The following is a 24,481-nucleotide window of genomic DNA, read 5'->3' as shown; positions in this document are numbered from 1 at the left end:
TTCAATCCGCCGATGCCCGAGCCGCCCCACGCCGATAGCCGCAGCGACGCCGAACTGATCCGCACCAACCGCGGCTTCTACGAGTCGCTGTGGGCGCAGGCGAAACTGATTGCGCCGGAGCGCTTCAACACCTGGTCGCTGCTGCACGAGTTGGCCGACGCCGCACCGCGCCGGCTGGAAGTGGCGCCCGGCCTGCGCCCGCGACTGCCGTTGCGCGGCACCTGTTTCGTCGACCTCAGCCACGCCGCACTGCGTCGCCTGCATGCCAGCGGCGCCGGGGCGGTGCACGGCATGATCGGCGCCCTGCCTTGCGCCGACGCCAGCTTCGACCTGGTCTGCGCGCTCGACATCCTCGAACACGTTGCCGACGACGACGGCGCACTGGCCGAACTGGCGCGCGTGGCCGCACCCGGCGCCAGCGTGCTGCTGTCGGTGCCGCTGCATCCGGCAGCATGGACCGCGTTCGACGACTTCGTCGGCCATTGCCGCCGCTACGAGCCGGCACAGATCGCGGCCCGGCTCGCCCGGCACGGCTTCGTCATCGAACGCAGTGCGGTGTACGGCATGCAGCCGAAGTCCTCGCGCCTGCTCGAACTCGGTCAGTGGTACCTCACCCACCGGCGCGAGCGCGCGATGTGGTGGTACAACCGGGTGTTCATGCCGCTCGGCCTGCGCTTCCAGAAACCGCTGCGATGGCGCGATGGCCTGGGCGACACGGACGGGGTCGACGAGTTGCTGCTGCGCTGCCGTTACCACCCGGTCGCGACGCCAAGTCACTGATTGGACAGGGTACCGTGATTGCGGCGTCGCAACACGCAGGGATCAAACGGCGCTAAGATGGTTCTTTCGTTTGCGGCGCACCTATCCCCCATGCTCTATCAGATCCATGAATGGCAACGCGCGTTCCTCGGCCCGCTGAGCCACTTCGCGCAGGCCAGCGCGCGCATGCTCAACGACAGCAGCAGCCCGTTCGCGCAGCTGCCCGGCGTACAGCGGATGGCCGCCGGCTACGAGCTGGTCCATCGCGTCGGCAAGGATTACGAGAAGCCCGAGTTCGACATCCACACCGCCACCGCGCACGACCACGAGATCGCGGTGATCGAGCGAGTCGCGCTGGCCAAGCCGTTCTGCCAGTTGAAGCGCTTCAAGCGCTTCAGCGACGATCCGTCCACCATCGAGAAGATGAAGAACGATCCGATCGTGCTGGTGGTGGCGCCGCTGTCCGGCCATCACGCCACGCTGCTGCGCGACACCGTGCGCACGCTGCTGCGCGACCACAAGGTCTACATCACCGACTGGGTCGACGCGCGCATGGTGCCGGCCGCGGCCGGCCCGTTCGGGCTGGACGACTACGTTGCCTATATCGAGGAATTCATCCGCCACATCGGCGCATCCGCCCTGCACGTGATCTCGGTCTGCCAGCCGACCGTGCCGGTGCTGGCCGCGGTGTCGCTGATGGCCGCACGCGGCGAAGACACGCCGCGCAGCCTGACCATGATGGGCGGCCCCATCGACCCACGGCGCAGCCCCACCAGCGTCGACAACCTGGCCACCAACCAGCCGCTGTCGTGGTTCAGGGGCAACGTGATCCACACCGTGCCATCGAACTATCCCGGCCGCGGCCGCGAAGTCTACCCGGGCTTCCTGCAGCACGCCGGCTTCATCGCGATGAACCCCGGTCGACACCTCAGCTCACACTGGGACTTCTACCAGGACCTGCTGCGCGGCGACCTCGATGACGCCGAGTCGCATCGCAAGTTCTACAACGAGTACAACGCCGTGCTGGACATGCCGGCCGAGTTCTATCTCGACACGATCGAGAAGGTGTTCCAGCAATTCCTGCTGCCGCGCGGCCTGTGGGACGTGGCCGGCGAGCGGGTGAATCCCGCCGCGATCCGGCGCAGCGCCCTGCTCACCATCGAGGGTGAACTGGACGACATCTCCGGCCTCGGCCAGACCGAAGCCGCGCACGACCTGTGCAGCAGCATCCCGGCCAAACGCCGCGCACACAAGGTGATCGAAGGCGCCGGTCACTACGGCATCTTCAGCGGCCGCCGCTGGCGCGAAACGGTCTACCCGCAGGTGCGCGATTTCATCCGCGAGTTCGACGCCGCCCCGGCAGACACGCGCGGCGCGGCGAAGGTCAGCCGCGCGCGAAAAACGCGCTGAACGCCGCGACGACGCGCTCGATGCCGTCGTCGTCGATGTCCAGGTGCGTCACCAGGCGCAGTGTGGGCAGGTAGCCGATGCTGATGCGGATGCCGGCCTCGCGCAGATGGACGTCCAGTTCGCGCAGGCGCTCGGCGGGCACGTCGACGAACACCATGTTGGTGTACTGGCCGAGCAGGTCGACGCCGGCGATCTCGCGCAGGCGGCCGGCCAGGTAGGCCGCGCGGCGGTGATCGTCGGCCAGCCGTGCGACGTGATGGTCCAGCGCGTGCAGTCCCGCCGCGGCGAGGATGCCGGCCTGACGCCAGCCGCCGCCGGTGACCTTGCGCCAGCGCCGCGCCTTGTCGATCAGCGCGTGCGAACCGAGCAGCACCGAACCGACCGGCGCACCGAGCCCCTTGGACAGGCACACCGACACCGTGTCGAAATGCCGCGCGATCTCGCGCGCCGGCACGCCACCGGCGACAGCGGCGTTGAACAGGCGCGCGCCGTCAAGATGCAGGCCGAGTCCATGCGCGCGCGCCACGTCGTGGGCAGCCTGGAGGTAATCCAGCGGCAGCACGCGGCCGTGCCAGGTGTTCTCCAGCGCCAGCACGCGAGTGCGCGCAAAATGCGGATCGACCGGCTTGATCGCCGCTTCGATGCGTTCCAGCGGCAAGGTGCCGTCGGCCGCCTGCACGATCGGCTGCGGCTGGATCGAGCCCAGCACCGCGGCGCCGCCGCCCTCGAACTTGTAGGTATGCGCGTCCATGCCGACCAGGTATTCGTCGCCACGTTCGCAGTGCGCCAGCAAGGCGAGCAGGTTGGACTGGGTGCCACTGGTCACGAACAGCCCGGCGTCGAAACCGAGCTCGTCGGCCAGCCGCTGCTGCAGCGCGTTGACCGTGGGGTCCTCGCCGTAGACGTCGTCGCCGACGTCGGCCGCCAGCATCGCGGCGCGCATCGCGGCGGTCGGACGCGTCACCGTATCGCTGCGCAAATCAACCCATTCCACGGCCCACCCCTTGCTGTCGGCAAAGCAAACAGCTTGGCCGCATCAGGCGTTCCGGGCAAGTGCGCGCGTCGTCGGCGACGCGGTCAGACGCGCCTTCGGAAATACAGCCAGGCCGCCACCACCAGGATCGACGCCGGCAGCAGGTTCGCCAGCAGTGGCGGCATGCCGTACACCGTGCCGAAATTCACCATCGCCTGCTGCAGGAAATACCAGCCGAGCGCGAGCAGGATGCCGATGAACATGCGCTTGCCCAGCCCGCCGGAACGCAGCGAACCGAACGCGAACGGCATCGCGCACAACACCAGCACCAGCACGTTGAACGGGTACAGCGCACGTCCCCAGAACGCCACCGCATAAGTCCCGGGGCTCTGCCCGTTGCCTTCCAGGTAAGCCATGTTGCGGCGCAGGTCGCGCATGGAAAGGTACTGCGGCTGGATCACCGACTGCGCCAGTACCTGTGGATCGAGGCTGGACTTCCACGGCAACGCGGCCACGGTACCGGTGTGCGTGCCTTGCGCATCGAGCGTGGTGACGCGCACGTCGTGCAGCACCCATTGCCGGCCGTCGTGCTCGGCGGTCTTCGCCCATACCAGGCGGTTGAGCTTGCCGTCGGCAGTGAAGGTGAACACCCGCACGTCGCTGAGCTGCACCGCGCCGACGCCGTCGCGCTGTTTCAGCGAGGTGCCGCGGGCGTTGATCACGTCGTCGCCGTCGCGCGCCCACAGGCCGCTGCTGGTGCCCATGCCGAGGTTGCCGGGCTTGGCCCGCGTCTGCATCACCTGCGCCTGCTGGTCGCCCCATGGCGCCAGCGTCTCGCCCATGATCACCACGCCGATGATCAGCACCGCGACCACGCCGACCGCGGAACCGGCGATGCGCAAGCGTGACATGCCGGCCGCGCGCAGCGCGGTGAGCTCGCCGGTGCCGGCCAGTCCGCCCAGGCCGAGCAGGCCGCCGATCAGCGCGGCATTGCCGAACATCTCGTAGGCGCGGCGCGGGAACGTCACCAGCACGTAGGCCACCGCATTGCTCAGCGTGTAGCCGTGCTTGCCGACGTTGCCGAGCTGGCGCAACAGCTGGGTGACCGCATCGAAGCCGGTCAGCACCAGCCACACCATCAGCATCGAGCCGAGCACGCTCATCGCCACCAGCCGGTCGACCCGCTTGACGTTGAACATCGTCATGCCGGCGCACCCGGCTGCGTCGCACGCAACTTGCGCGGGGAATACTGCTTCCACAGCATCCAGCCGGCCAGTGCCAGCACCAGCGCATGCAGCGCCCACAGCGGCGCCTCGTTGTGCCAGTGGCCCTTGCCGATCTGCGCACGGCCCAGTGCCAGCAGCGTGTAATAGAGATAGAACGTGACCACGGCCAGCAGCAGCCGGCCGTACTTCGGTTCACGCGGGCTCTGCCGCGACAGCGGCAACGCCAGCAGCAGCAGCACCAGGGTCAGCGGCGGCGCGTTGGCGCGCCAGGCGAATTCGGCACGATCGTCCGGGTCGTCCGACTGGAACAGCGCCCAGCTGCTCTTCGAATGCGCCGGATCGTCGTCCTCATCGGCCTGCACGTTGGACAGCGAGGTGTCGTTGCGCTGGTACTGCATCTGCCGCCAGTTGTTCACGCCGAGCGGAATGTCGTACTGCCAGCCGTCCTTGAACGCGATGAAGCGGCCGTCGCCGTTGCTCTCCTGGTACAGCTCGCCGCTGGCCGCGCTGACCACCTTCAGGTGCGGCGGGCCGTCCTTGCTGTCGCTCTGGGTCGCCACGAAGGTACGCCCCAGCTTGCTGCCGTCGCGGCTGAGGCTGTCGACGAAGATGATGCCGCCCTTGCCCGGCAGTTCGGTGAAGCGTCCCGCATCCAGCCCGGCCGCGATCACCGAACGGTTCGCCGCAGCCACCATCGCATCGCTGGTGCGCACCGCCCACGGCCCCAGCCACAGCGAGACCAGCGCGGTGATCGCCACCAGCACTGCACCGAGGATCAGCACCGGCCGCAGCAGTCCGCGCGGACCCATGCCGGACGACGCGAGTACGTGCATCTCGCTCTCGCGATACATCCGCCCCAGTCCCAGCAGCACGCCGATGAAACTGGCCAGCGGCAGCATGTTGGTGAGGCCGTCGAGCGTGCGCAGGCCCAGCACCTGGAACATCACGCTGGCCGGGAAGCTGCCGCTGGCGACCTGCTGCAGCACCTTGGCGAACGCACTGCCAGCCACCACCACCAGCAGCACCACTACGGTGGCGGCCACGGTCTGCGCCAGCTCGCGCAGGAAATAGCGGTCGAGGATGCTCAGCATGCGATAAACTTGTCCGCTTTAACGGTTCGGCCGATCGGCCGGCAAACCGCAAGTCTAGCCTGTCCGGCCGCTGCCGGGCCCATGCAGGAACCACCCCGATGACACTCCAGTTCAGCCTCGGCACCGCCGCCCCCGCCACCGTCGACAGCGCCTGCGTACTGGTCGGCGTGTACGAACAGGGCGTGCTGACCAGTGCGGCTGCCCAGGTAGACAGCGCCGCCGGCGGAGTGATCAAGCGCCAGGTGGAGAGCGGCGACATCAGCGGCAAGGCCGGCAGCACCACGCTGCTGTTCGCACCGACCGGCGTCGCCGCGCAACGCGTGCTGGTGGTCGGCCTGGGCGCGCAGAAATCGTTCGACGCCGCGCGCTACCAGAAGGTGAACATCGAGGCGGCGCGCGCGCTCGGCCGCCTGCCGGTGGCGAACGCGACGTCCTACCTCACCGAAGTGGACGTGCCCGGTCGCGACAGCGCCTGGCGCGTGCGCATCGCCGCGCTGGCCAGTGACCACGCCGCCTATCGCTACACCGCCACATTCAAGCCGCGCGACAAGAACAAGCAGACCGAACTGGCCGCGCTGGCATTCGCCGCCGGTACCGACGCGCAAGGCGGACTCGACCAGGCCGTGGCGATCGCCGCCGGCGTGCGCTTCGCCCGCGAGCTGGCCAACCTGCCGCCGAACATCTGCAACCCGGCGTATATCGCGGCGCAGGCGCAGGCCTTCGCCGATACGCAGGACAAGGTCAGCTGCACCGTGCTCGATGACGTCGCGATGGAGAAGCTCGGCTTCGGTTCGCTGCTGGCGGTGGCGCGCGGCTCGGTCAACAAGCCGCGCCTGATCGCACTCGAGTACAAGGGCGGCAACGACGGCGACAAGCCGTATGCGTTCGTCGGCAAAGGCGTCACCTTCGACTCCGGCGGCATCAGCCTGAAGCCCGGCGCCGGCATGGAGGAAATGAAATTCGACATGGGCGGCGCCGCCGGCGTGCTCGGCGCGTTTGTAGCCGCGGTGAAGATGGGCTTGAAGCTCAATCTGGTTTGCGTGGTGCCCAGCGTGGAGAACATGCCCGACGGTGACAGCTACCGCCCCAGCGACGTGCTGACCAGCCTGTCCGGGCTCACCATCGAAGTGCTGAACACCGACGCCGAAGGCCGGCTGATCCTGTGCGACGCGCTGACGTACACCGCGCAGACGTACCAGCCGCAGGCACTGATCGACGCCGCTACGCTCACCGGCGCCTGCGTGATCGCGCTGGGCAAGCATGCCACCGGCCTGATGAGCAAGCACGACGACCTCGCCGCCGAGCTGCTCGCCGCCGGCGAGGAGACGCTCGACCGCGCCTGGCGCCTGCCGCTGTGGGACGACTACCAGGCCCAGCTCGACTCCGGCTTTGCCGATGTCGCCAACATCGGCGGCAAGAGCGCCGGCGCGATCACCGCCGGCTGCTTCCTGTCGCGCTTCACCGACGGCCAGCGCTGGGCCCACCTGGACATCGCCGGCACCGCCTGGGAGGAAGGCCGCAAGGGCCTCGCCACCGGCCGCCCGGTGGCGCTGCTCGCGCAGTGGCTGCTGGATCGCGCTGGCTGAGCGCATCCCGGAGCCGACCTGCCATGCCACGTGCCGACTTCTACCTGATCGACAAGCCGCGCTTTCGCGAGCAGCCGTTGCTGCTGGTCTGCGAGCTGGCGAAAAAGGCGTTTGCGGGACAGCAGCCGACGCTGATCCTGACCCGCGACCACGATCAGGCGCATGCGCTGGACGAACTGCTGTGGGAATTCGACGACGACGCGATGATTCCGCACCAGCTGGCCGGCGACGATGACGACGACGAAGCCGCGGTGCTGATCGTGCCACCCGGCGTCGACAGCGCCGACCGGCCGCTGCTGATCAACCTGCGCGAAACCTGCCCCGCCGGTCGCTACCAGCGCGTGCTGGAAGTGGTGGCCGCCGACCCGGCCGCACGCGACGGCTCGCGCACGCGCTGGCGCGAATACCAGCGACTGGGTTTCGAGCTGCACAAGTACGACATGTGATTCACGCCGGCACCGACGTCGGCGCACTGTTCACCGCCCGCGCCAGCGCGTCGGCCATCTGCTCGCCGCTGAGCGGCTTGCGCAGGAAACCGTCCATCCCCACCGCGCGCGCCTTCGCCTCGTCCTCGCTGCCCTGGCGCGCGGTCACCGCCACGATCGGCAGGTGTTGCCCGGCGTGCTCGCGCTGGCGGATCAGGCGGGCGACCTGGAAGCCGTCGACGCCGGGCAGGTCCAGGTCCAGCAGCACCGCGTCGAAGCCGGCATGCGCCAGTTCGGCCAGCGCGGCCAGCCCATTGACCACATGCACCACCGCATGCCCCTCGCGCTCCAGCAAGCCGCGGATCACCGCCGCCACGATGCTGTCGTCCTCCACCAGCAGCAGGCGGTAGCGGCGGTCCGCCGCGACATCCATCACAGGCGTGACGGGTGGCGGCTCGGCCAGCGGCAGACGCACGCGGAACGTGCTGCCGTGCCCCAGCCGCGACTCCAGCTCGATGCTGCCACCCATCATGTCCACCAGCTCGCGGCAGATCGCCAGGCCCAGCCCGCTGCCGGCACGGCGCTGCGGTCCCTCGGCCTGCTCGAAGCGCTGGAACAGCCGCGACTGGCTGGCTTCGGAAATGCCCGGCCCGGTATCGCTGACGCTGAACTCCAGGCCGCCGTCGATCCGCTGCGCACGCAAGGTGACGCTGCCGTGCTCGGTGAACTTCAGCGCGTTGTTGGCCAGGTTCAACAGCACCTGCTTGATGCGCAGCGCATCGCCGAGCAGTTGCGCCGGCAGGTCCTCGGCCGCGTCGAGCACGAAGCGGATGCCCTTGGTATGCGCCAGGCCCTGCTCCAGCTGCGCCACGTCGTCGAGCAGCTGGCGCGGGTCGAACGGTACCGGCTCCAGTTCCAGCTTGCCCGCTTCGATCCGGGCCAGGTCCAGCGCGTCGTTGAGCAGCTTCAGCAGCATCCCGCCGGAACGTTGCATCGCCTGCGTGTAGTCGTGCTGCTGCGGGTCGAGCGGCGTGCTCAGCAGCAGTTCGGCCATGCCCATCACGCCGGTCATCGGGGTGCGGATCTCGTGGCTCAGCGTGGCCAGGAACTGCGTCTTCGCCGCGCTGGCGGCTTCCGCCATCTGCCGTTGCTGCTCGACCAGTTGCACGTGATGCCGCTGCGCCAGGCGCCGGCGCCAGCTGTACAGGATCAGGCCGGCCACCGACACCAGCAGCAGTGCATAGATCACCCACGCCCACCAGCGCAGCCACGGCGGCGCTTCCACATGGATGCGCAGCGGCGTGGCCAGGTGCACCCACAGACCATTGGCGCCCGCAGCCATCGCGTCGAGCGTGTAGTCGCCGGCGCCCAGCCCGGTGAAGTCGCGCTCGCCACGATTGCCGGTGTCCACCCAGTCGCTGTCGAAACCATGCAGCAGGAAACGGTAACGGTTGGCGGACGGGGCGATGTAGGAAAACACCCGCGCATCGACCCCGAGCTGGCTGTCGCGCCAGCCGATTTGCAGTGGTTGCGTATCGATCGGCAGCACCTGCGTGGCGCCGCGGCGGTGTACCCGGGCCTGGGTGAGCGCCATCTGCGGCACGCTGGTTTGCCGGTGGCTCCGGTCCGGGTTGAACGCCACCACGCCACCCAGCGTGGCGGCGTAGATATAGCCGTTCGGCATCCGCGCGTAGCCGCGGAAGAACTCGCCGTTGGTCAGGCCGTCCTGCAGGCCGAACGAACGGAACGCACCGGTGTCCGGATCGAAACGCCACAGGCCGTCGTGGCCGAACACCCAGACGCGACCCGCGGCATCGACGCGCAAGTCGGTGACATTGACCGACGGCCAGCCATGTGACGCGTCGACCCGGCGATCGGCCACGATACCGTCACCGCGGCGACTGTAGTGCGTCAGTCCGTCGGCGCTGGCCATCCACAGTCCGGCGCCGGTGAAATCGAAGGCATCGACGGATTGCCCGGCCGGTCCGCCCGGCACCATCACGAAACGATCCCGCGCCTTGTCCAGCCACATCATGCCGCCGTCGCTGGCGTACCAGAAGATGCCGTCGCGCAGCGTCATCTGGCTGCCCCAGCGCACCTTGTCGCTGGAGCCGTCCATCGGCATCGGATGGACCGCCAGCGTCTCCGGGTCGATGCGGAACAGGCCTCGGCCGAAGGTGCGCGCATACATCTGGCCGTCCGGCCCGGGTTCGACTTCCAGCGGGCGCTGCATCATCGCACCGGCCGGATCGACCCGGTCGAGCCGCCCGTCGGTATTGCGATACAGCGCGCCCTGCACCACCACCCACAGGCGCTGCTTCGCATCCTCGGTCATGCCCACCACGTCGCCGCGCAGCCCCGACAGCACGTGCTCGACCGCGCCGGTCATCGGGTCGAGCCGGTCGATCCGGCCGCCGCGCTGGCCCACCCACACATGGCGACCATCCTTGCCGTGCGCCATCGTGGTCGCGATCGCATCGCGCAAGCTGGATGCATCGTCCGGCATGTGCGTGAAGCGGCTGAACCGGCTCCAGCCCGGCGCCAGATATGCCACGCCGCCGTCGTACAGCACCGCCCACAACCCGCCTTCGCGATCGACCATCAACTGCCACACCCAGGTACCCGGCAGGTTGCCGTAGAGCACCGGCTGGTCGGTCACCGCAGTCACCGGTCCGCCTGCCTGCGTCTGCAGGAACAGCCCCTTCTGCGTGCCGGTCCACAACCGGCCGGCGGTGTCCCGCACGCTGCTCATCACATTGGTCTTGGGAATCACGCCGACGCCGAAGCGTCGCGCCACGCCGTCCGCACCGACGATCCACAGGCCGTCGGTGCCGGCGATGCGCACTTCGTCGTCGTTGCCGTCGATCCGCCACGCGTCGATGGTTTGCCGCGGCTCGGCCGACGGTACGCGGCGGATCGTGCCATCCGCTTCGCGCACGAACACGCCGTGGCTGCTGCCGATCCACATCCGCCCGTGCCCATCCAGGTACAGGGCGGCGACAGTGCCGACCTCCGCCGGCGTCGCGCCGAGCAGCGGATCGACCACATGCTCGAACCCGCTCTCGTCCGGGCGCATCCGGTCGAGCCCGCCCGCGCTGCCCACCCACAGCGCGCCGTCGGCGGTCTGTGCGACCGCCCAGACCCGGTCACTGGCCAGGCTGGCGGGATCGGCCGGGTCGTGCCCCCAATGCCGGAACGTGCCGCTGGCGTCGTCGTAGCGGTTCAACCCCGCGTTCAGGCCGGCGGCCCACAGGCGACCTTGCCGGTCGACCGTCAGCGTGGCGATGCCGTTGTTGTACAGCGAGCCCGGATCGTTCTCGGCATGCCGGAACACCTTGAAGCCGACGCCGTCGAAACGCGCCAGGCCGCCCTTGGTGCCGAACCAGATCGCGCCGTCGCGGTCCTGCGCCACGGCGTAGACATTGGTGCTCGGCAACCCATCCGAGGTGTCGTAGCGGCGAAACTGCGGGGTTGGCAGCGGGTCGGCCTGAAGCGCGGCAACCGGAGGCGCCGGCACGCTCGACGCGGGCGTGGCCAGGGCCAGGGCCAGCAAGACTGCTGAAAGCATCAAGGTTGTCCCCTTTGGGCTTCCCATCCCGCCTGCGCCATGCCGTACACAAACCTGTCGTTCGCGAACGAGGCGTCGTGTCGGCTCCAGTCCCGTGCCGCCATGATGCCAAAACCCTCATGCCGGCGCGAGCCTGCGCCGACAGGCGCGTGCGGTTCAGACGGACGCGTCGGTCAGCGGCGCTGCGGGCACCACCCGCGCGAGCGCATCAGCCAACTGCTCGCCGCTGAGCGGCTTGTGCAGGAAGCCATCCATCCCCGCCGCACGCACCTTCGCCTCGTCCTCGCTGCCCGAGCGCGCAGTCACCGCCACGATCGGCAAGTGCTGCGCGGCGTGTTCGCGCTGGCGGATCAGGCGGGCGACCTGGAAGCCGTCGACGCCGGGCAGGTCCAGGTCCAGCAGCACCGCGTCGAAGCCGGCATGTGCCAGTTCGGCCAGCGCGGCCAGCCCATTGACCACATGCACCACCGCATGCCCCTCGCGCTCCAGCAAGCCGCGGATCACCGCCGCCACGATGCTGTCGTCCTCCACCAGCAGCAGCCGGTAGCGGCGGTCCGCCGCGACATCCATCACAGGCGTGATGGGTGGCGGCTCGGCCAGCGGCAGACGCACGCGGAACGTGCTGCCGTGCCCCAGCCGCGACTCCAGCTCGATGCTGCCACCCATCATGTCCACCAGCTCGCGGCAGATCGCCAGGCCCAGCCCGCTGCCGGCACGGCGCTGCGGTCCCTCGGCCTGCTCGAAGCGCTGGAACAGCCGCGACTGGCTGGCTTCGGAAATGCCCGGCCCGGTATCGCTGACGCTGAATTGCAGGCCGCCGTCGATCCGCTGCGCACGCAAGGTCACGCTGCCGTGCTCGGTGAACTTCAGCGCGTTGTTGGCCAGGTTCAACAGCACCTGCTTGATGCGCAGCGCATCGCCGAGCAGTTGCGCCGGCAGGTCCTCAGTCGCGTCGAGCACGAAGCGGATGCCTTTCGTGTGCGCCAGGCCCTGTTCCAGCTGCGCCACGTCGTCGAGCAGCTGGCGCGGGTCGAACGGTACCGGCTCCAGTTCCAGCTTGCCCGCCTCGATCCGGGCCAGGTCCAGCGCGTCGTTGAGCAGCTTCAGCAGCATCCCACCGGAACGCTGCATCGCCTGCGTGTAATCGTGCTGCTGCGGATCGAGCGGCGTGCTCAGCAGCAGTTCGGCCATGCCCATCACGCCGGTCATCGGCGTGCGGATCTCGTGGCTCAGCGTGGCCAGGAACTGGGTCTTCGCCGCGCTCGCCGCCTCCGCCATCTGCCGTTGCTGCTCGACCAGTTGTACGTGATGCCGTTGCGCCAGGCGCCGGCGCCAGCTGTACAGGATCAGGCCGACGATCGCGGCGGTGAGCAGCACATAGGCCAGCCATGCCCACCAGCGCGCCCACGGCGGTGCCTGTACATGAATGTGCAGTGGCGTTGTCAACGCGCTCCATTTGCCATCCGCACCGGCGCCCATCACTTCCAGCGTGTAATCGCCGGCGCCGAGCCCGGCGAACTCGCGTTCGCCATGATTGGCGGCATCCACCCAGTTGCCGTCGAAGCCGTGCAGGCGGAAGCGGTAGCGGTTGGCGGCCGGATCGACGAACGACGCCACCCTGGCCTCGACGTGCAGGTCGCGATCACGCCAGTGCAGTTGTATCGGCTGGCCCAGCGCCAGCGGCTGGATGCGGTTGTCCCGCCGCACCGTGACACGGGTCAGCGTAAGTCCCGGCGGGGCACCGCGTTGCTCCGGCTTGGCCAGCCGCTCCGGCTGGAACGCCATCACGCCCCCGCTGCTGGCAGCGAACAGCGTTCCGTCCAGCGCCATCTCGATCGAACCGTTGGTGAACTCGCTGCTCGACAGGCCCTGCGATGGGCCGAACGCGGTGAACTGCTTCGTCTTTGGCTCGAACCGCCACAACCCCGGGTTGGCGAACAGCCACAGCTGGCCCTGGTGGTCAATCTGGATGGCCATCAGGTCGGCGGCGAACGGCATGCGACTGATGTCGACGCTGGCATCGCGCTCAGCGCGATCAGCGGCATGCCGGTAGTGCTCGAGCGCCTGGTCGGTGGCAGTCCAGAAACCACCGGCATCGAACGCGAAGGCAAGGATTTCGTGGCGCGGCACACCGGGCACGAAGGCCAGCCGCTGGTCCGGGCCATCGCCACGCAGCAGGCCGCCGGCGCTGGCATACCACAGGTGGCCCGCATGGAAACTCAACTGGTCGTGGAAGCGGGTGTCACTCGGCGCATCCGCCGGCATCACCGAAGTCGCGACCAGGCTGTCGGGATCGAGCGCAAACACGCCCTCGCCCCACGAGGACACGTAGACGCGCCCATCGTCGCCGGCAACCAGCGCGGTGGGCCGGTTGATGTGGCTTTGTTTCGCTTCGAGGGCGGTCAGCTTGCCGTGGTCGTAGCGGTAGATCTCGCCTGGCCCGGTGAGCCACAGCCGGCCGCGGGTGTCTTCCGCGAGCGAGGCGAGGTTGCCGCGCAGGCCCTTCACCACATGGCTGACGACGCCGGTGGCTGGATCCAGCTTGTCGACCCATCCGTTGAAGCCACCGACCCACAGCTGATTGTCGCGGCTGCGGCGCACCGACAGCGCGGCGATGTTCGACAGACTCTGCGGATCGTCGGGAACGTGGGTGAAGCGGGTGAAACCATTCCAGCCCGGCGGCAGGTAGGCGACGCTGGATTGATCGAAGGTGAACCAGAGCCCGCCCTCGCGATCGCGCAACACCTGCCACAGGCGGTCGCTGGGCAGGCCACCGGGCAGCAGCGGCTGACCGACGATGTGCTGCAGCGGGCCGTTGCCGTCATCCAGCCAGACGCCGTTCAAGCTGCCCATCCACAAGCGGCCCTGCGCATCGCGGGCACTGCTGAGGATGCGCAGCGACGACAATTGCGGGCTCGCCAGCGGACGCGCCACGCCATCGGCGCCGATCACCAGCAGGCCGCCCTCCAGCGCCACCCGTACTTCGCCATCGCCACCATCGATATGCCAGACCTTGCCGATCTCGCCATGGAAGGCCGGATCCACCGGCACGCGGTGGATCGTGCCGTCCGGCTGGCGCAGGTACAGGCCGCTGTGTGCGCCGATCCACAATCGGCCGTCGGCCTCCGCCAACAGCGCGCGGGTGGCGCCGAACGATCCGGTGTGGCTGCCGTCGACATCCAGCGGGATGTGATCGAAACCGCTGCCGTCCGCCCGCAGGCGGTCCAGCCCATCCTGCGTAGCGACCCAGATCCGGCCGTCGGCGGTCTGCGCGATGCTCCAGACTTCGTTGTTGGCGAGACTGTCCGGCTTGTCGTCGTCATGCTCCCAGTGCCGGAAGCGGCCGCTCGTCTGGTCGTAGACAGTCAGCCCGGTCGAGACGCCACCAGCCCAGACCCGGTTGTCGCGATCGACGAACAGCGAGTAGGTCTGATTCGCCGGCAGCGACAGCGGATCGCCCACGACATGCCGGAATACCGTGAAGTCGACCCCGTCGAAACGCACCAGACCGCCGGCCGAACCGAACCACATCAGGCCGTTGCGATCCTGTGCCACGGCATAGATCGCCCCGCTGGGCAGGCCATTCGCCGTCTCGTAGCGGCGGAACTGCGGCGTCGGCAGCGGGCCCGCTGTCTGTGCGCTGGGCACCGTGGGTTCCGCCAGGGCAGCAGGCATGGACACGAACGCGCCCAGGACCACGCCCAGCAGCCAAGCGGACAACCTTGATCTGTTCCCCATCAGTCCCCCGCGAACCGGTGCTGCGAAATCCGCGCCGGCTTCGGCCGTGGCCATGCCCCAATGCACGATAGTGCCAAAACCCCGACCCGGGCGCGAGCAGGATCTGCGCAAAGTCGGCCACAAGAAGCTGGCTAGAATGCGCGGATGTCCCGACGCCTGCGATTGCTGTTCACCGCGTTAGCCATGGCCGCGCTGCTATGGCTGCTGTTCGCCGCCGCCGAACGCGCACTGGCGCTGGCGCAGCGTTTCCTGGATTTGCCGACGTGGCTGCAATGGACACTTGGCGGCGTGCTGCTGATCTTCGCCGCGGCCGGCCTGAGCGTGCTGTGGTGGCTGCTGCGTCCGCGCCGCAAGCGCCGGCCGCTGCCGGTGCCCGATCGCGGCAGCCTGGAACAACGCATCGGCCAGCTGCGCGAACGCGGCGCCGACACCGGCGCGCTGGCGGCCGAACTCGGCGAGCTCGATCGCCGCCGCGCCAGCGCACGCGTCTACGTCGCGCTGTTCGGCGAAATCTCCACCGGCAAGTCCAGCCTGATCCGCGCGCTGGCGCCGCATGCGCAAATCGCCAGCGACGCACGCGGCGGCACCACCCGCGCCGTCGGCCACTACGACGGCGGCTTGCCGGACGGCCGCTCGCTGGTGCTGGCCGACGTGCCCGGCAGCCGCGAAGCGGGTGGCGAGGCGCACGAAACGCTGGCGCGCGAAGAAGCGCTGCGCGCGCACGCGGTGATCTATCTCTGCGCCGGTGATCTCAACCGCAGCCAGGCCGACGAGTTGCGCTGGCTGGCCGACTTCGGCAAGCCGCTGCTGCTGGTGTTGAACAAGGCCGACCAATGGAGCAGCAGCGAACTCGATCAACTGCTGGCGCGCCTGCGCCGGCACGCGCGCGGCATCGCCAGCGCGGTGCTGGCGATCAGCGCCGGCGGCAGCGAGCGCTACCAGCGCCAGCTCGCCGACGGCAGCATCGAGTCGGTCGAACGCCAACGCAAACCCGCGATCGAACCGCTGTTGCAGGCACTCGAACGGCTCACCGCGCCGGGGACCGAAGGCCTGGAAGACCTGCGCGAGAACGCGGTGCTGGCCGGCCTGCACCAGCGTACCGGCACACTGGAAGCACAAACCCGCGCCAAGGAAGCCGAGCGCATCGTGCGCAAGTACGCGCGTCGCGCGATCGTCGGCGCGCTCGCCGCGGTGGCGCCGGGCAGCGACCTGGTGATTCAGGGCGTGCTTGCCACCGGCCTCACCCGCGCGCTCGCCGAACTTTACGGCGTCAAGGTCAGCGACGTGCAGATCGAGGATTTCGTGCAGCAGGCCAGGCTCACCCTGCGCACCGGCAGCTCGATCGTGCTGGCCGTCGCCGGCAACGCGCTGAAGGCGTTCCCCGGCCTCGGCACGCTGGGCGGCGGCGTGCTGCACGCATTCGCCTACGCGCTGATCTTCGACTCGATGGGCCGCGCGTTGGCCGCCTCGCTGGCCGAACGCCACAGCCTCGACCAGAATGACGCCGGCGCCCGCCTCAAGGAACTCCTCGCCGACGCCGGCGGCACGCGGCTGCGTCAGCTGGCCGCGTTGACGATGGAAGCAGTGCGCGAGCGCACAGACTGATCCGTGCTGCACCGATTGTTGCGAACAGGGCTGTCGCCCTGCGTATCGCTATGGCGTGCCTGCGAACGCCGCGCGCAGCCAGTCGTGCATCAGGCGATAACTGCGGGCGGCGGCGCGTTCGTCGTAGCGGCAGCCGGGCGAGTTCTCGCCGACTTCGGTGAAGCAGTGCACCGCATGGCCGATCACCACGAACTGCCAGTCGGCGGGGCTCATGCGCATCTCGTCCATGAACTTGTCCGCGTCCGGCATGGTGCCCTTGTCGTCGGCGCCGTTCATCGCCAGCACGCGCGCCTTGATGTTTTTCGCCAGCGCCGGATTGTCGGTGTCCAGACCGCCGTGGAACGATACCACCGCGGCGACGTCCGCGCCGCTGCGCGCCAGGTCGAGCACGGCCGAACCGCCGAAGCAGAAGCCGATCGCGGCCAGCTTGGCCGCGTCGAGCGGCGCGTTCGCGGCTTGCGCTTTCAACTGCTCCAGCGCCACGTTGATCCGCTTGCGCATCAGCGCGCGGTCGCCGTACAGCGGCTTCACCGCCGCCTGTGCCTGCGATGCGTTGCCCGGCTGAGGGCGTACGCTGGCGCCGTACATGTCGGTGAGCAGGATCACGTAATCCTTGCCGGCGATCATTTCGGCCTTCTTTACGGCCACGTCATTGATGCCGTACCAGTTCGGCACCATCACCAGGCCCGGGCGCTTCGCACTCGAGGCATCGTCGTAAACCAGCACGCTGTGGAAGCGGGTGCCGTCCTGCGTCCATTCGACCGGGCGGTGCACCATCTTCGCCTGGGCGGCAAAACTTGAACCAGCCAGCAACAGCAGACAGCAGAGTCGGGCGATACGCATGGTCAATCCTCCGGTGGGTTGGCAGCACCTCTCCCTGCGCGCAGAAAGGGGCGCGAAGACTAAAATCCCGCAGCGTGTTCCGAGAGTTTCCGCTTCAGCGGCGCGAGCCGATCGAGCAGACGTACGCCGACGCCGCGCGCGGCGACCAGCGCCGGCGACTGCCATGCATAGATGCGCGCCAAGGCGTCGAAGCCCAGCGCATCCAGCGTGTCGGCGCTGCGCCGGCGACGCGCGTAACGGCGCAGCACATCGACGGCTCCGATGTCGCGGCCGGCCGCACGCGCGGCGACCAGCGTGTCGCGCAATTCGGCCACATCGCGCAGACCCAGGTTGACGCCCTGCCCGGCCAGCGGATGCACCGCGTGCGCGGCGTCGCCCAGCAGCACGAAACGATCGGCCTGGTAGCGCTCGGCCAACTGCAGTTTCAACGGGAACGCCGCACGCGGCGTCGCGGCGACGATCCGGCCCAGCCGGAAATCACTGCCCACGCCCAGCTCATCCAGGAAGGCCTGCTCGTCCAGCGCCAGCACGCGCCGCGCCTCGGCTTCGGGCAGCGACCACACGACCGAGCTGCGCCCGTCGGCCAGCGGCAGCAGCGCCAGCGGCCCGCCCGGCAGGAAACGTTGCCACGCGGTGTCTTCGTGCGGGCGTTCGGTGGCCACGTGCGCCACCACCGCGCGCTGCGCGTAATCGCGGCCGCGCGTACCGATGCCGGCCAGCTGGCGCAGCGGCGAAGCGGCACCATCGGCGGCCACCAGCAGGCCGGCAGCCAGCGTTTCGCCGTCCGCCAGCTCCAGCTGAATGCGATCCTCGCGCGCCTCAAAACCCTTCACCGCGACAGGGCACAAGCGGCGCACGCCAGCGGTTTCCAGCGCCTGCCACAACATCCACTGCACCAGGCTGTTCTCGACGATGTAACCGAGCCGGTCGCGCCCCTCGCTGGCCGCGTCGAAGTCGATCGCCGCGCCACTTTCGGCGTCCCATACGTGCATGTGCGAATACGAACCGGCGCGAGCTTCACGAATGGACGTCCAGACGCCCAACTCGTCCAGCAGCATCACCGACGACGGTGCCAGCCCGACCACGCGCAGATCCATCTCGGCGTTCGCGTCCCATGCTGCTGGTGCGCGCGCCTCCAGCAAGGCGGTGCTGAAGCCGGCCCGTGCCAGCGCCAGCGCAGCGGCGGCGCCGACCATGCCGCCGCCGACCACGGCGACGTCCAACGCGGGTGCGCGACGCCGGGAAGGCATGTCTTGCAGCGGGGTATTCATGGCAGGCGCTCCATTACCGCCAGCGGCGGCTCGCCGCGAAAACCCATGCCGCGTCGCGCCAGCGCGCGTTGCAGCGGCGGCAGCCCGTCACAGGCGAGCAAGGCCAACGAGCGCAGCGGTGCCAGCAGCGGTTGCGGCAGGCAGGCCAGTTGCACCAGGCCGTGGCTCATCGTCATGGTGCCTTCACGATCCGGCGCGCGCCGCACGGCGTAGCGTTCCAGCAAACCAGCTGCGCCCGGATCAGGCGCGGCCGTCACCAACTCGGCCAGGGTCAGCGCATCGCGCAGACCCAGGTTGAAACCCTGCGCGCCGATCGGATGCACGGTCTGCGCGGCATTGCCCACCAGCACCGCACGCGGTGCGGTCAGCTGCGCGGCAGCGACCCGGTGGATCGGATACGGGTGACGCTTGCCCGGCCGGCTGAGCCGGCCCAGGCGCCAGCCGAAACGGCGCTGCGCCAGTTCGATGAAACCGGCATCGCCCAGCGCGGCTACTGCATCGGCCTCGTCGGCGGACACCGTGAGCACCAGGCCGCAGCGGCGCTCGGCCAGCGGCAGCAGCGCGACCGGACCGTCGTCGGCAAAGCGCTCGTACGCGCGGTTCGCGTGGTCGCGCTCCGGCGTGACCGTGCAGACGAACAAGGTCTGCCGGTAGTCATGCCGCTCGGCGTCGATGCCGAGTTGCGCGCGCACGAACGACTGCGTGCCGTCGGCGCCGACCAGCAGCGGCGTGTCGAGACTGCGCGCGCCGTCGGCGGTTTGCACCTGCGCGTGCCAGCCGCCGGCCAGCGGCAGCAGCGCGGACAGGGTGGCCGGCGCCAGCCGAGTCAGCCGGGTACATTCGTCCAGCCGGCGCAGCAGCGCTGCACCGAGTTCGCGCGCCGGCAGGGTCCAGCCCAGGGCGTCGACGCCTTGCCTGTCCGCGTCGATGCGCGCGCTGCCGAACTCGCCGGCACGACTGACATGGATGTGTTCGATCGGCGTGGCGCGAGCGGCGGCATGCCGCCACACGCCGATGGCCTCCAGTCCGTTGACGGTGGCGCGGGCCAGCGCCAGGTTGCGTTCGTCGTAGCTGGGCTGGGCGTCGGCGCGCGGTGCAGCAGTCTCGACCAGGGTGGCGGCGATGCCGGCGGCATCCAGCGCAATAGCCAAGCTGGCGCCGACCAGGCCGCCACCGACGATCAGCACGCCAGACTCGCTCGTGACGGGGGATTCGGGGACATTCATGCGCCGATAATACGCGCTGGCGCTGTCGGCGTTGCAGCGCGTTGGGCTAGACTAGCGGTCTGTCCAGATCCCACACGGAGTACCCCATGGCCAAGACGCAGACTCAACGCATCGGCATCTTCCTGATGCTGGCCCTGGTGATGGCGGCCACCCGCCTGCATCATTTCAGCGCGCTGCCCGACGCTTCGTGGGGTGTGTTCTTCCTGGCCGGCTTCTGGCTGCGCGGCTCCGCGCGCTGGGCGTTTCCGCTGCTGATCGCCGAGGCGGTGCTGGTCGACTTCTTCGTGATCACCGGCGCCGGCCTCGATTTCTGGACTCACTACTGCGTCTCGCCGGCGTACTGGACGATGCCGGCGTACCTCGGCGCGCTGTGGTTCGGCGGCAGCTGGCTGGCCCGTCATCAGTCCGGCCTGCGCCTGCCCACGCTGGGCCTGGCCGCGGTGGCGCTGGTGGTCAGCGAGACGGTCGCCTACCTGATCTCCAACGGCAGCTTCTACTGGCTCAGTGCCAGCGTGCCGCTGCCGCGCAGCTCCGCCAGCTGGTTCGTCAATCTGGGCGACTGGTACCTGCCGTTCCTGGGCACCACCGCGCTGTATGTGGGCATCGGCGCCGCGCTGCACGTGGGCGCGGCACTGCTGGCGCGCACCCTGCGCGGTTCCGGCCAGCCGGGTCTGAGCCACTAAGCCGGCGCGATGGGCAATCGGCTCTCGAAGATCTACACGCGCACCGGCGACGACGGCAGCACCGGCCTCGGCGACGGCTCGCGCGTGGGCAAGGATTCACTGCGGGTCAACGCCTACGGCACGGTGGACGAGCTCAACAGCACGATCGGCATGCTGCTGGCCGCCGACGGCATCAGCGACGAGGTGCGCGAGGCGCTGACCCAGGTGCAGCACGACCTGTTCGACCTCGGCGGCGAGTTGTGCATTCCCGGCATGGCGATGGTCGAGGACAGCGACATCGACCGCCTGGAACGCATCCTCGACGCCCTCAACGAACCGCTGCCGCCGCTGAAGGAGTTCATCCTGCCCGGCGGCGGCATGGCCGCGGCCTGCGGCCACCTGGCGCGCACGGTATGCCGTCGTGCCGAGCGCGAAGTGATCGCGCTGTCGCGGGTGGAAGACATTCGCAACCAGCCGCAACGCTACTTGAACCGGCTGTCCGACCTGCTGTTCGTGATCTCGCGCGTGCTGGCCCGCGCCAGCGGCCACGGCGAAGTGCTGTGGCAGCACGAGCGCCGCCGCAAGCCTTCCACGAAGTAGGCCCGCCGCATGCTGCGGCTGTACACCCACCCTGCCTGCCTGCTGCACGACCCCGGCCCGGGCCACGCCGAGCGACCGGCGCGGCTGCACGCGGTGCTGCAGGCGCTGGACCACGACCGCTACGCCGCCCTCGATCGCATCGAGGCGCCGCGGGCCACCCGCGAACAACTGTTGCGGGTGCACAGCGCCGCCCACGTCGAGGAGGTCCTGCTCGGTGCGCCGCCGGACGATATGCTCGCCCTGGACCAGGACACCGTGATGGGACCCGGCTCGACCGACGCGGCCCTGCGCGCGGCCGGCGCCGTGGTCGCGGCGGTCGACGCGGTGCTCGACGGCACGGCACGGCGTGCATTCTGCGCGGTGCGTCCGCCCGGTCACCATGCCACGCGCGACCGGGCGATGGGCTTCTGCCTGTTCAACAACATCGCGGTGGCCGCCGCCCACGCACTGCTCGCGCACGGTCTGAAGCGGATCGCCATCGCCGATTTCGACGTGCACCACGGCAACGGCACGCAAGCCATCTTCGAGCATGAGCCGCGCGTGCTGTTCGCCTCCAGCCATCAGTCGCCGCTGTATCCGGACAGCGGCCGCGAGGACGAACGCGGCGTGGGCAACATCGTCAACGGCACGCTGTCGCCCGGCGCCGGCTCGCACGAGTTCCGCGAGCTGTGGGACAGCGTGCTGCTGCCGCGGCTGCATGCGTTCAAGCCGCAGCTGGTGCTAGTCTCGGCCGGCTTCGACGCCCACCGCAACGATCCGCTGGCCGACATCCGGCTGGGCAGCGAAGACTACGCGTGGATCACCGAACGCCTGGCCGCGCTCGCCGACGCACATGCCGGCGGGCGGCTGGTCTCCACCCTGGAAGGCGGCTACGACCTGGCCGCGCTCGCCGCCAGCGTGAGCGCGCACGTCAGCGCCCTCATCGCGTAAAACCTGCGATGCGCGCTGCATCCCGCATCGAATTTCCTCCCGCCTGATGCCCGCCCATGCTGAATCCCGGCGTGCAGCGGGAAACCTTTATCTGCCGCCCGGGGGGTCTTTCTGTTAGCTTAACGAGCCTTCGAAGCCGGCAGATTCCCCGTGACGCCCAAGCTACCTCCACGCCGCCTGCTGGCGGTTGCTGCCGCCCTCGCCGTGTTTGGCGGCCAGGCCGACGCCAGCAACGCCCAGTCCTCCCCCGCAAGCCCCGCGAACCAGACCGACCTGGCCTGTCCGCTGGGTTCGTTCCACTGCGCGCCACGCCCACTCGACTATGCGATGTGCCGGCCCAATGCCCTGCTGGAGTTCTACGACCCGAGCCTGGGCAAGGACGTCAGCCTGCGCGAAACCAGCCCGACCCAAGTGCAGGCGCAGCACGTGGACAGCTCCAACCAGTCGGTCTACCGCCTGTCCGGTGAAGTGAAGCTGGAACGTGCTGACCAGCTGCTGCAGGCCGACCGCATCGACTACAACAACGAGAACACCGACTACGACGCCCGCGGCAACGTGCGCTACCAGGAGGCCGGCCAGCTGCTGGCTGCCTCGCACATGCGCGGCAACACCGACGCCAGCCGCGGCATCGCCGACGACGTGCGTTACCAGATGCTCGACGCGCGCGGGAACGGCGTGGCCAAACAGGGCCACATGCTGGACGCCCAGCACGCCCGCTATTCAATGGCCACGTATTCCACCTGCGACGTCGGCCACCACCTGTGGGAGTTCCGCGCCAAGTCGATCACCATCAACCAGGCCACCGGCGTCGGCGTGGCGCGCGGCGCCACCATGCGACTGGGCAACGTACCGTTCCTGTACCTGCCGTATTTCACCTTCCCGACCGACGACCGGCGCAAGAGCGGTTTCCTCTACCCGACCGTCGGCAACACCAGCCGTTCCGGTTTCGAGATCAGCACGCCGTACTATCTGAACCTGGCGCCGAACTACGACGCCACGCTGGACCCGCGCATCTACAGCGAGCGCGGCGCGATGCTGGCTGGTGAATTCCGTTATCTGACGCCGGGCAGCCGCGGCCAGCTCAACCTGGAATACGTGCCGAACGACCACGGCGAGAGCGATGGCCTCGCCGACACCCAGGGCGACTCCCGCTACCTGGTCAAGTTCTCCGATCGCACGCTGCTGTGGAAAGGCTGGCAGTTCGTGGGTTCGTACAACCACGCCTCGGACAGCAGCTACCTGTACGACTATGGCGATGCCCTGTCCCACGCGGCGATCTACACGCTGGGCTCGAATGCCGCGATCGTGGGCGGCGGCAAATGGTGGAACGCCTCCTTCGGCGGGACCATCTACCAGAACGTGAACCCGTTCGTCACCGATCGCGGCCTGCCGTACAGGCAGCTGCCGTACGCGAAGTTCAGCATGGACGTGCCGCTGTCGCGCTGGCTGGAATTCGGCATGGACAGCTCGGCGGTGGCCTTCCGCAAGACCGGTTTCGTCGAAGGCCAGCGCGAGGATCTGTATCCCTACCTGGCCGCCGACTTCGGCACCTCCGCCTGGTTCGTGCGGCCGCGACTCGCCTACCGCTACACCGCCTACCAGTTGGGCAGCGACTATCAGGACTACGGTTACCGCGGGCCGCTCGGCAGCGGTGCGACCACGCCGTTCGACCAGAAGTCGCCGAGTCGTTCGCTGCCGGTCGTCAGCCTCGACAGCGGGCTGGTGTTCGACCGCAGCACCACGCTGTTCGGCAGCAGCTACACGCAGACCCTGGAGCCGCGGCTGTTCTACCTGTACGTGCCGTACCGCAACCAGAACAACCTGCCGCTGTTCGACACCAACGTGATGTCGTTCGACTACTGGCAGCTGTTCTCGACCAACCGGTTCTCCGGTGCCGATCGCCAGATGGATGCGAACAATCTCACCGCCGCACTCACCACCCGGCTGCTCGACGACAGCGGTGTCGAGCGGGTGTCGGCCAGCATCGGCCAGATCCGCTATTTCAGCCCGCAGAAAGTGCTGGCTACCGACTGGGTCCGCTCGGCCTACGTGGCCCAGCTCGACGTGCAGCTCAGCGACCGCTGGCGCCTGAACAGCGCCTACCAGTGGAGCCCGAACACCCGCCTCACCGACATGGCAGCAGTGCAGCTGCAGCGGCGCCTGCGTACCGACGGCATCTTCAACTTCTCGTACCGCTATCGCCGTGGCCTGCTGGAACAATACAGCGCTTCGGTGGTCTACCCGGTGTCCGAGCGCTGGCGGCTGGTGGGCGCATGGACTTATTCGGTGAAGGACCGCCAGAGCGTAGATGCGCTGGCGGGCGTGGAGTACGACAGCTGCTGCGTGTCGCTGCGGCTGGTCGGTCGCAGTTACGTGAACCAGGGCTACTACGGGTTCGGCCCGGTTCCGGCAGGCGGCAATATCAACCATCGCGACAATGCCGTCATGTTCGAGGTGGTTTTCAAGGGGCTGGGTTCCACCGGCGGCCAAATCGATCCACTGCTGCGCCGTGATATTCTCGGCTATCAATAAACGCACGTTCGCCCCGGCGACCCAGGCTTTCCACTG

17 protein-coding genes are annotated in these 24,481 nt (G+C 68.9%); 9 read left to right on the top strand and 8 right to left on the bottom strand.

Annotated features, from left to right (window positions below):
- The first annotated feature begins 12 nt into the window (after positions 1 to 12).
- Both ABD024_RS03655 and ABD024_RS03650 read left to right on the top strand, forming a co-directional pair.
- A complete protein-coding gene (locus tag ABD024_RS03655; RefSeq protein ID WP_343849794.1) occupies positions 13 to 780 on the top strand; it encodes a class I SAM-dependent methyltransferase in 768 nt (255 codons plus the stop codon).
- 90 nt (positions 781 to 870) lie between these two features.
- The gene (locus ABD024_RS03650; protein ID WP_343849792.1) at positions 871 to 2,169 is read left to right on the top strand and encodes a polyhydroxyalkanoate depolymerase; all 1,299 of its coding nucleotides are present in this window, start codon (positions 871 to 873) and stop codon (positions 2,167 to 2,169) included.
- Here ABD024_RS03650 and ltaE read toward each other — a convergent pair.
- From ltaE to lptF, 3 genes are all read right to left on the bottom strand, one after another.
- Positions 2,144 to 3,163, bottom strand: a complete 1,020-nt coding sequence (gene ltaE / locus ABD024_RS03645; protein WP_343849790.1) for a low-specificity L-threonine aldolase — start codon at positions 3,161 to 3,163, stop codon at positions 2,144 to 2,146. The two genes, ABD024_RS03650 and ltaE, sit on opposite strands and share 26 nt — an antisense overlap.
- Before the next feature lie 83 nt (positions 3,164 to 3,246).
- Positions 3,247 to 4,347 carry an LPS export ABC transporter permease LptG gene (lptG, locus tag ABD024_RS03640; protein ID WP_343849788.1) on the bottom strand — a complete coding sequence of 367 codons (1,101 nt, stop codon included), beginning with the start codon at positions 4,345 to 4,347 and terminating at the stop codon, positions 3,247 to 3,249.
- Positions 4,344 to 5,459: an LPS export ABC transporter permease LptF gene (gene lptF, locus ABD024_RS03635; RefSeq protein ID WP_343849786.1), complete on the bottom strand. Its 1,116-nt coding sequence runs from the start codon at positions 5,457 to 5,459 to the stop codon at positions 4,344 to 4,346. Before lptF ends, lptG begins: the two co-directional genes overlap by 4 nt.
- A gap of 98 nt (positions 5,460 to 5,557) precedes the next feature.
- Between lptF and ABD024_RS03630 the strand changes: the two genes are divergently transcribed.
- Positions 5,558 to 7,045, top strand: coding sequence for a leucyl aminopeptidase (locus ABD024_RS03630; protein WP_343849784.1), 1,488 nt, complete (start codon positions 5,558 to 5,560; stop codon positions 7,043 to 7,045).
- Positions 7,046 to 7,068: 23 nt separating this feature from the next.
- Positions 7,069 to 7,491: a DNA polymerase III subunit chi gene (locus ABD024_RS03625; RefSeq protein WP_343849782.1), complete on the top strand. Its 423-nt coding sequence runs from the start codon at positions 7,069 to 7,071 to the stop codon at positions 7,489 to 7,491.
- Between the two features lies 1 nt (position 7,492).
- Here the strand turns inward: ABD024_RS03625 and ABD024_RS03620 are convergent, their stop codons facing one another.
- Together ABD024_RS03620 and ABD024_RS03615 are read right to left on the bottom strand one after the other, a co-directional pair.
- On the bottom strand, positions 7,493 to 11,038 hold the full coding sequence (locus ABD024_RS03620) for a hybrid sensor histidine kinase/response regulator (RefSeq protein WP_343849780.1): 3,546 nt from the start codon (positions 11,036 to 11,038) through the stop codon (positions 7,493 to 7,495).
- Between the two features lie 156 nt (positions 11,039 to 11,194).
- Complete coding sequence (locus tag ABD024_RS03615; RefSeq protein WP_343849777.1) at positions 11,195 to 14,758, bottom strand: hybrid sensor histidine kinase/response regulator; 3,564 nt, start codon at positions 14,756 to 14,758, stop codon at positions 11,195 to 11,197.
- A 162-nt stretch (positions 14,759 to 14,920) separates the two neighbouring features.
- Here ABD024_RS03615 and ABD024_RS03610 point away from each other — a divergent pair, with 162 nt between their 5' ends.
- The gene (locus tag ABD024_RS03610; protein ID WP_343849775.1) at positions 14,921 to 16,381 is read left to right on the top strand and encodes a GTPase; all 1,461 of its coding nucleotides are present in this window, start codon (positions 14,921 to 14,923) and stop codon (positions 16,379 to 16,381) included.
- Positions 16,382 to 16,429: 48 nt separating this feature from the next.
- Here the strand turns inward: ABD024_RS03610 and ABD024_RS03605 are convergent, their stop codons facing one another.
- The 3 genes from ABD024_RS03605 to ubiH are packed head-to-tail and all read right to left on the bottom strand — an operon-like array spanning position 16,430 to position 19,721.
- Positions 16,430 to 17,224: a dienelactone hydrolase family protein gene (locus ABD024_RS03605; protein ID WP_343849773.1), complete on the bottom strand. Its 795-nt coding sequence runs from the start codon at positions 17,222 to 17,224 to the stop codon at positions 16,430 to 16,432.
- 59 nt (positions 17,225 to 17,283) lie between these two features.
- On the bottom strand, positions 17,284 to 18,495 hold the full coding sequence (locus ABD024_RS03600) for a UbiH/UbiF/VisC/COQ6 family ubiquinone biosynthesis hydroxylase (RefSeq protein WP_343849771.1): 1,212 nt from the start codon (positions 18,493 to 18,495) through the stop codon (positions 17,284 to 17,286).
- Complete coding sequence (ubiH, locus tag ABD024_RS03595; RefSeq protein WP_343849769.1) at positions 18,492 to 19,721, bottom strand: 2-octaprenyl-6-methoxyphenyl hydroxylase; 1,230 nt, start codon at positions 19,719 to 19,721, stop codon at positions 18,492 to 18,494. Before ubiH ends, ABD024_RS03600 begins: the two co-directional genes overlap by 4 nt.
- 86 nt (positions 19,722 to 19,807) lie before the next feature.
- Here ubiH and ABD024_RS03590 point away from each other — a divergent pair, with 86 nt between their 5' ends.
- From ABD024_RS03590 to ABD024_RS03575, 4 genes are all read left to right on the top strand, one after another.
- Entirely contained in the window at positions 19,808 to 20,404 is a 597-nt protein-coding gene (locus ABD024_RS03590) for a hypothetical protein (RefSeq protein WP_343849767.1), read from the top strand.
- A 9-nt stretch (positions 20,405 to 20,413) separates the two neighbouring features.
- Positions 20,414 to 20,983 (top strand): cob(I)yrinic acid a,c-diamide adenosyltransferase, encoded by a 570-nt coding sequence (locus ABD024_RS03585; RefSeq protein WP_343849765.1) that lies wholly within the window; start codon positions 20,414 to 20,416, stop codon positions 20,981 to 20,983.
- 9 nt (positions 20,984 to 20,992) lie between these two features.
- A complete protein-coding gene (locus tag ABD024_RS03580) occupies positions 20,993 to 21,913 on the top strand; it encodes a histone deacetylase family protein (protein WP_343849763.1) in 921 nt (306 codons plus the stop codon).
- A 150-nt stretch (positions 21,914 to 22,063) separates the two neighbouring features.
- Positions 22,064 to 24,445: an LPS-assembly protein LptD gene (locus tag ABD024_RS03575; RefSeq protein ID WP_343849761.1), complete on the top strand. Its 2,382-nt coding sequence runs from the start codon at positions 22,064 to 22,066 to the stop codon at positions 24,443 to 24,445.
- Positions 24,446 to 24,481 lie beyond the last annotated feature (36 nt).

The sequence above is a fragment of the Rhodanobacter soli genome, assembly GCF_039523495.1.
GTDB classification, from domain to species: domain Bacteria; phylum Pseudomonadota; class Gammaproteobacteria; order Xanthomonadales; family Rhodanobacteraceae; genus Rhodanobacter; species Rhodanobacter soli.
Note: the sequence above shows the minus strand (reverse complement) of the source record. Positions and strands in the feature narration are given on the sequence as shown.

Bases quoted from the DNA above. Each gene is read 5' to 3' on its own strand.
- ABD024_RS03655 (WP_343849794.1), top strand. From the start codon at position 13: ATGCCCGAGCCGCCCCACGCCGATAGCCGCAGCGACGCCGAACTGATC.
- ABD024_RS03650 (WP_343849792.1), top strand. From the start codon at position 871: ATGCTCTATCAGATCCATGAATGGCAACGCGCGTTCCTCGGCCCGCTG.
- lptG (WP_343849788.1), bottom strand. From the start codon at position 4,347: ATGACGATGTTCAACGTCAAGCGGGTCGACCGGCTGGTGGCGATGAGC.
- lptF (WP_343849786.1), bottom strand. From the start codon at position 5,459: ATGCTGAGCATCCTCGACCGCTATTTCCTGCGCGAGCTGGCGCAGACC.
- ABD024_RS03630 (WP_343849784.1), top strand. From the start codon at position 5,558: ATGACACTCCAGTTCAGCCTCGGCACCGCCGCCCCCGCCACCGTCGAC.
- ABD024_RS03625 (WP_343849782.1), top strand. From the start codon at position 7,069: ATGCCACGTGCCGACTTCTACCTGATCGACAAGCCGCGCTTTCGCGAG.
- ABD024_RS03620 (WP_343849780.1), bottom strand. From the start codon at position 11,038: ATGCTTTCAGCAGTCTTGCTGGCCCTGGCCCTGGCCACGCCCGCGTCG.
- ABD024_RS03610 (WP_343849775.1), top strand. From the start codon at position 14,921: ATGTCCCGACGCCTGCGATTGCTGTTCACCGCGTTAGCCATGGCCGCG.
- ABD024_RS03605 (WP_343849773.1), bottom strand. From the start codon at position 17,224: ATGCGTATCGCCCGACTCTGCTGTCTGCTGTTGCTGGCTGGTTCAAGT.
- ABD024_RS03600 (WP_343849771.1), bottom strand. From the start codon at position 18,495: ATGAATACCCCGCTGCAAGACATGCCTTCCCGGCGTCGCGCACCCGCG.
- ubiH (WP_343849769.1), bottom strand. From the start codon at position 19,721: ATGAATGTCCCCGAATCCCCCGTCACGAGCGAGTCTGGCGTGCTGATC.
- ABD024_RS03590 (WP_343849767.1), top strand. From the start codon at position 19,808: ATGGCCAAGACGCAGACTCAACGCATCGGCATCTTCCTGATGCTGGCC.
- ABD024_RS03585 (WP_343849765.1), top strand. From the start codon at position 20,414: ATGGGCAATCGGCTCTCGAAGATCTACACGCGCACCGGCGACGACGGC.
- ABD024_RS03580 (WP_343849763.1), top strand. From the start codon at position 20,993: ATGCTGCGGCTGTACACCCACCCTGCCTGCCTGCTGCACGACCCCGGC.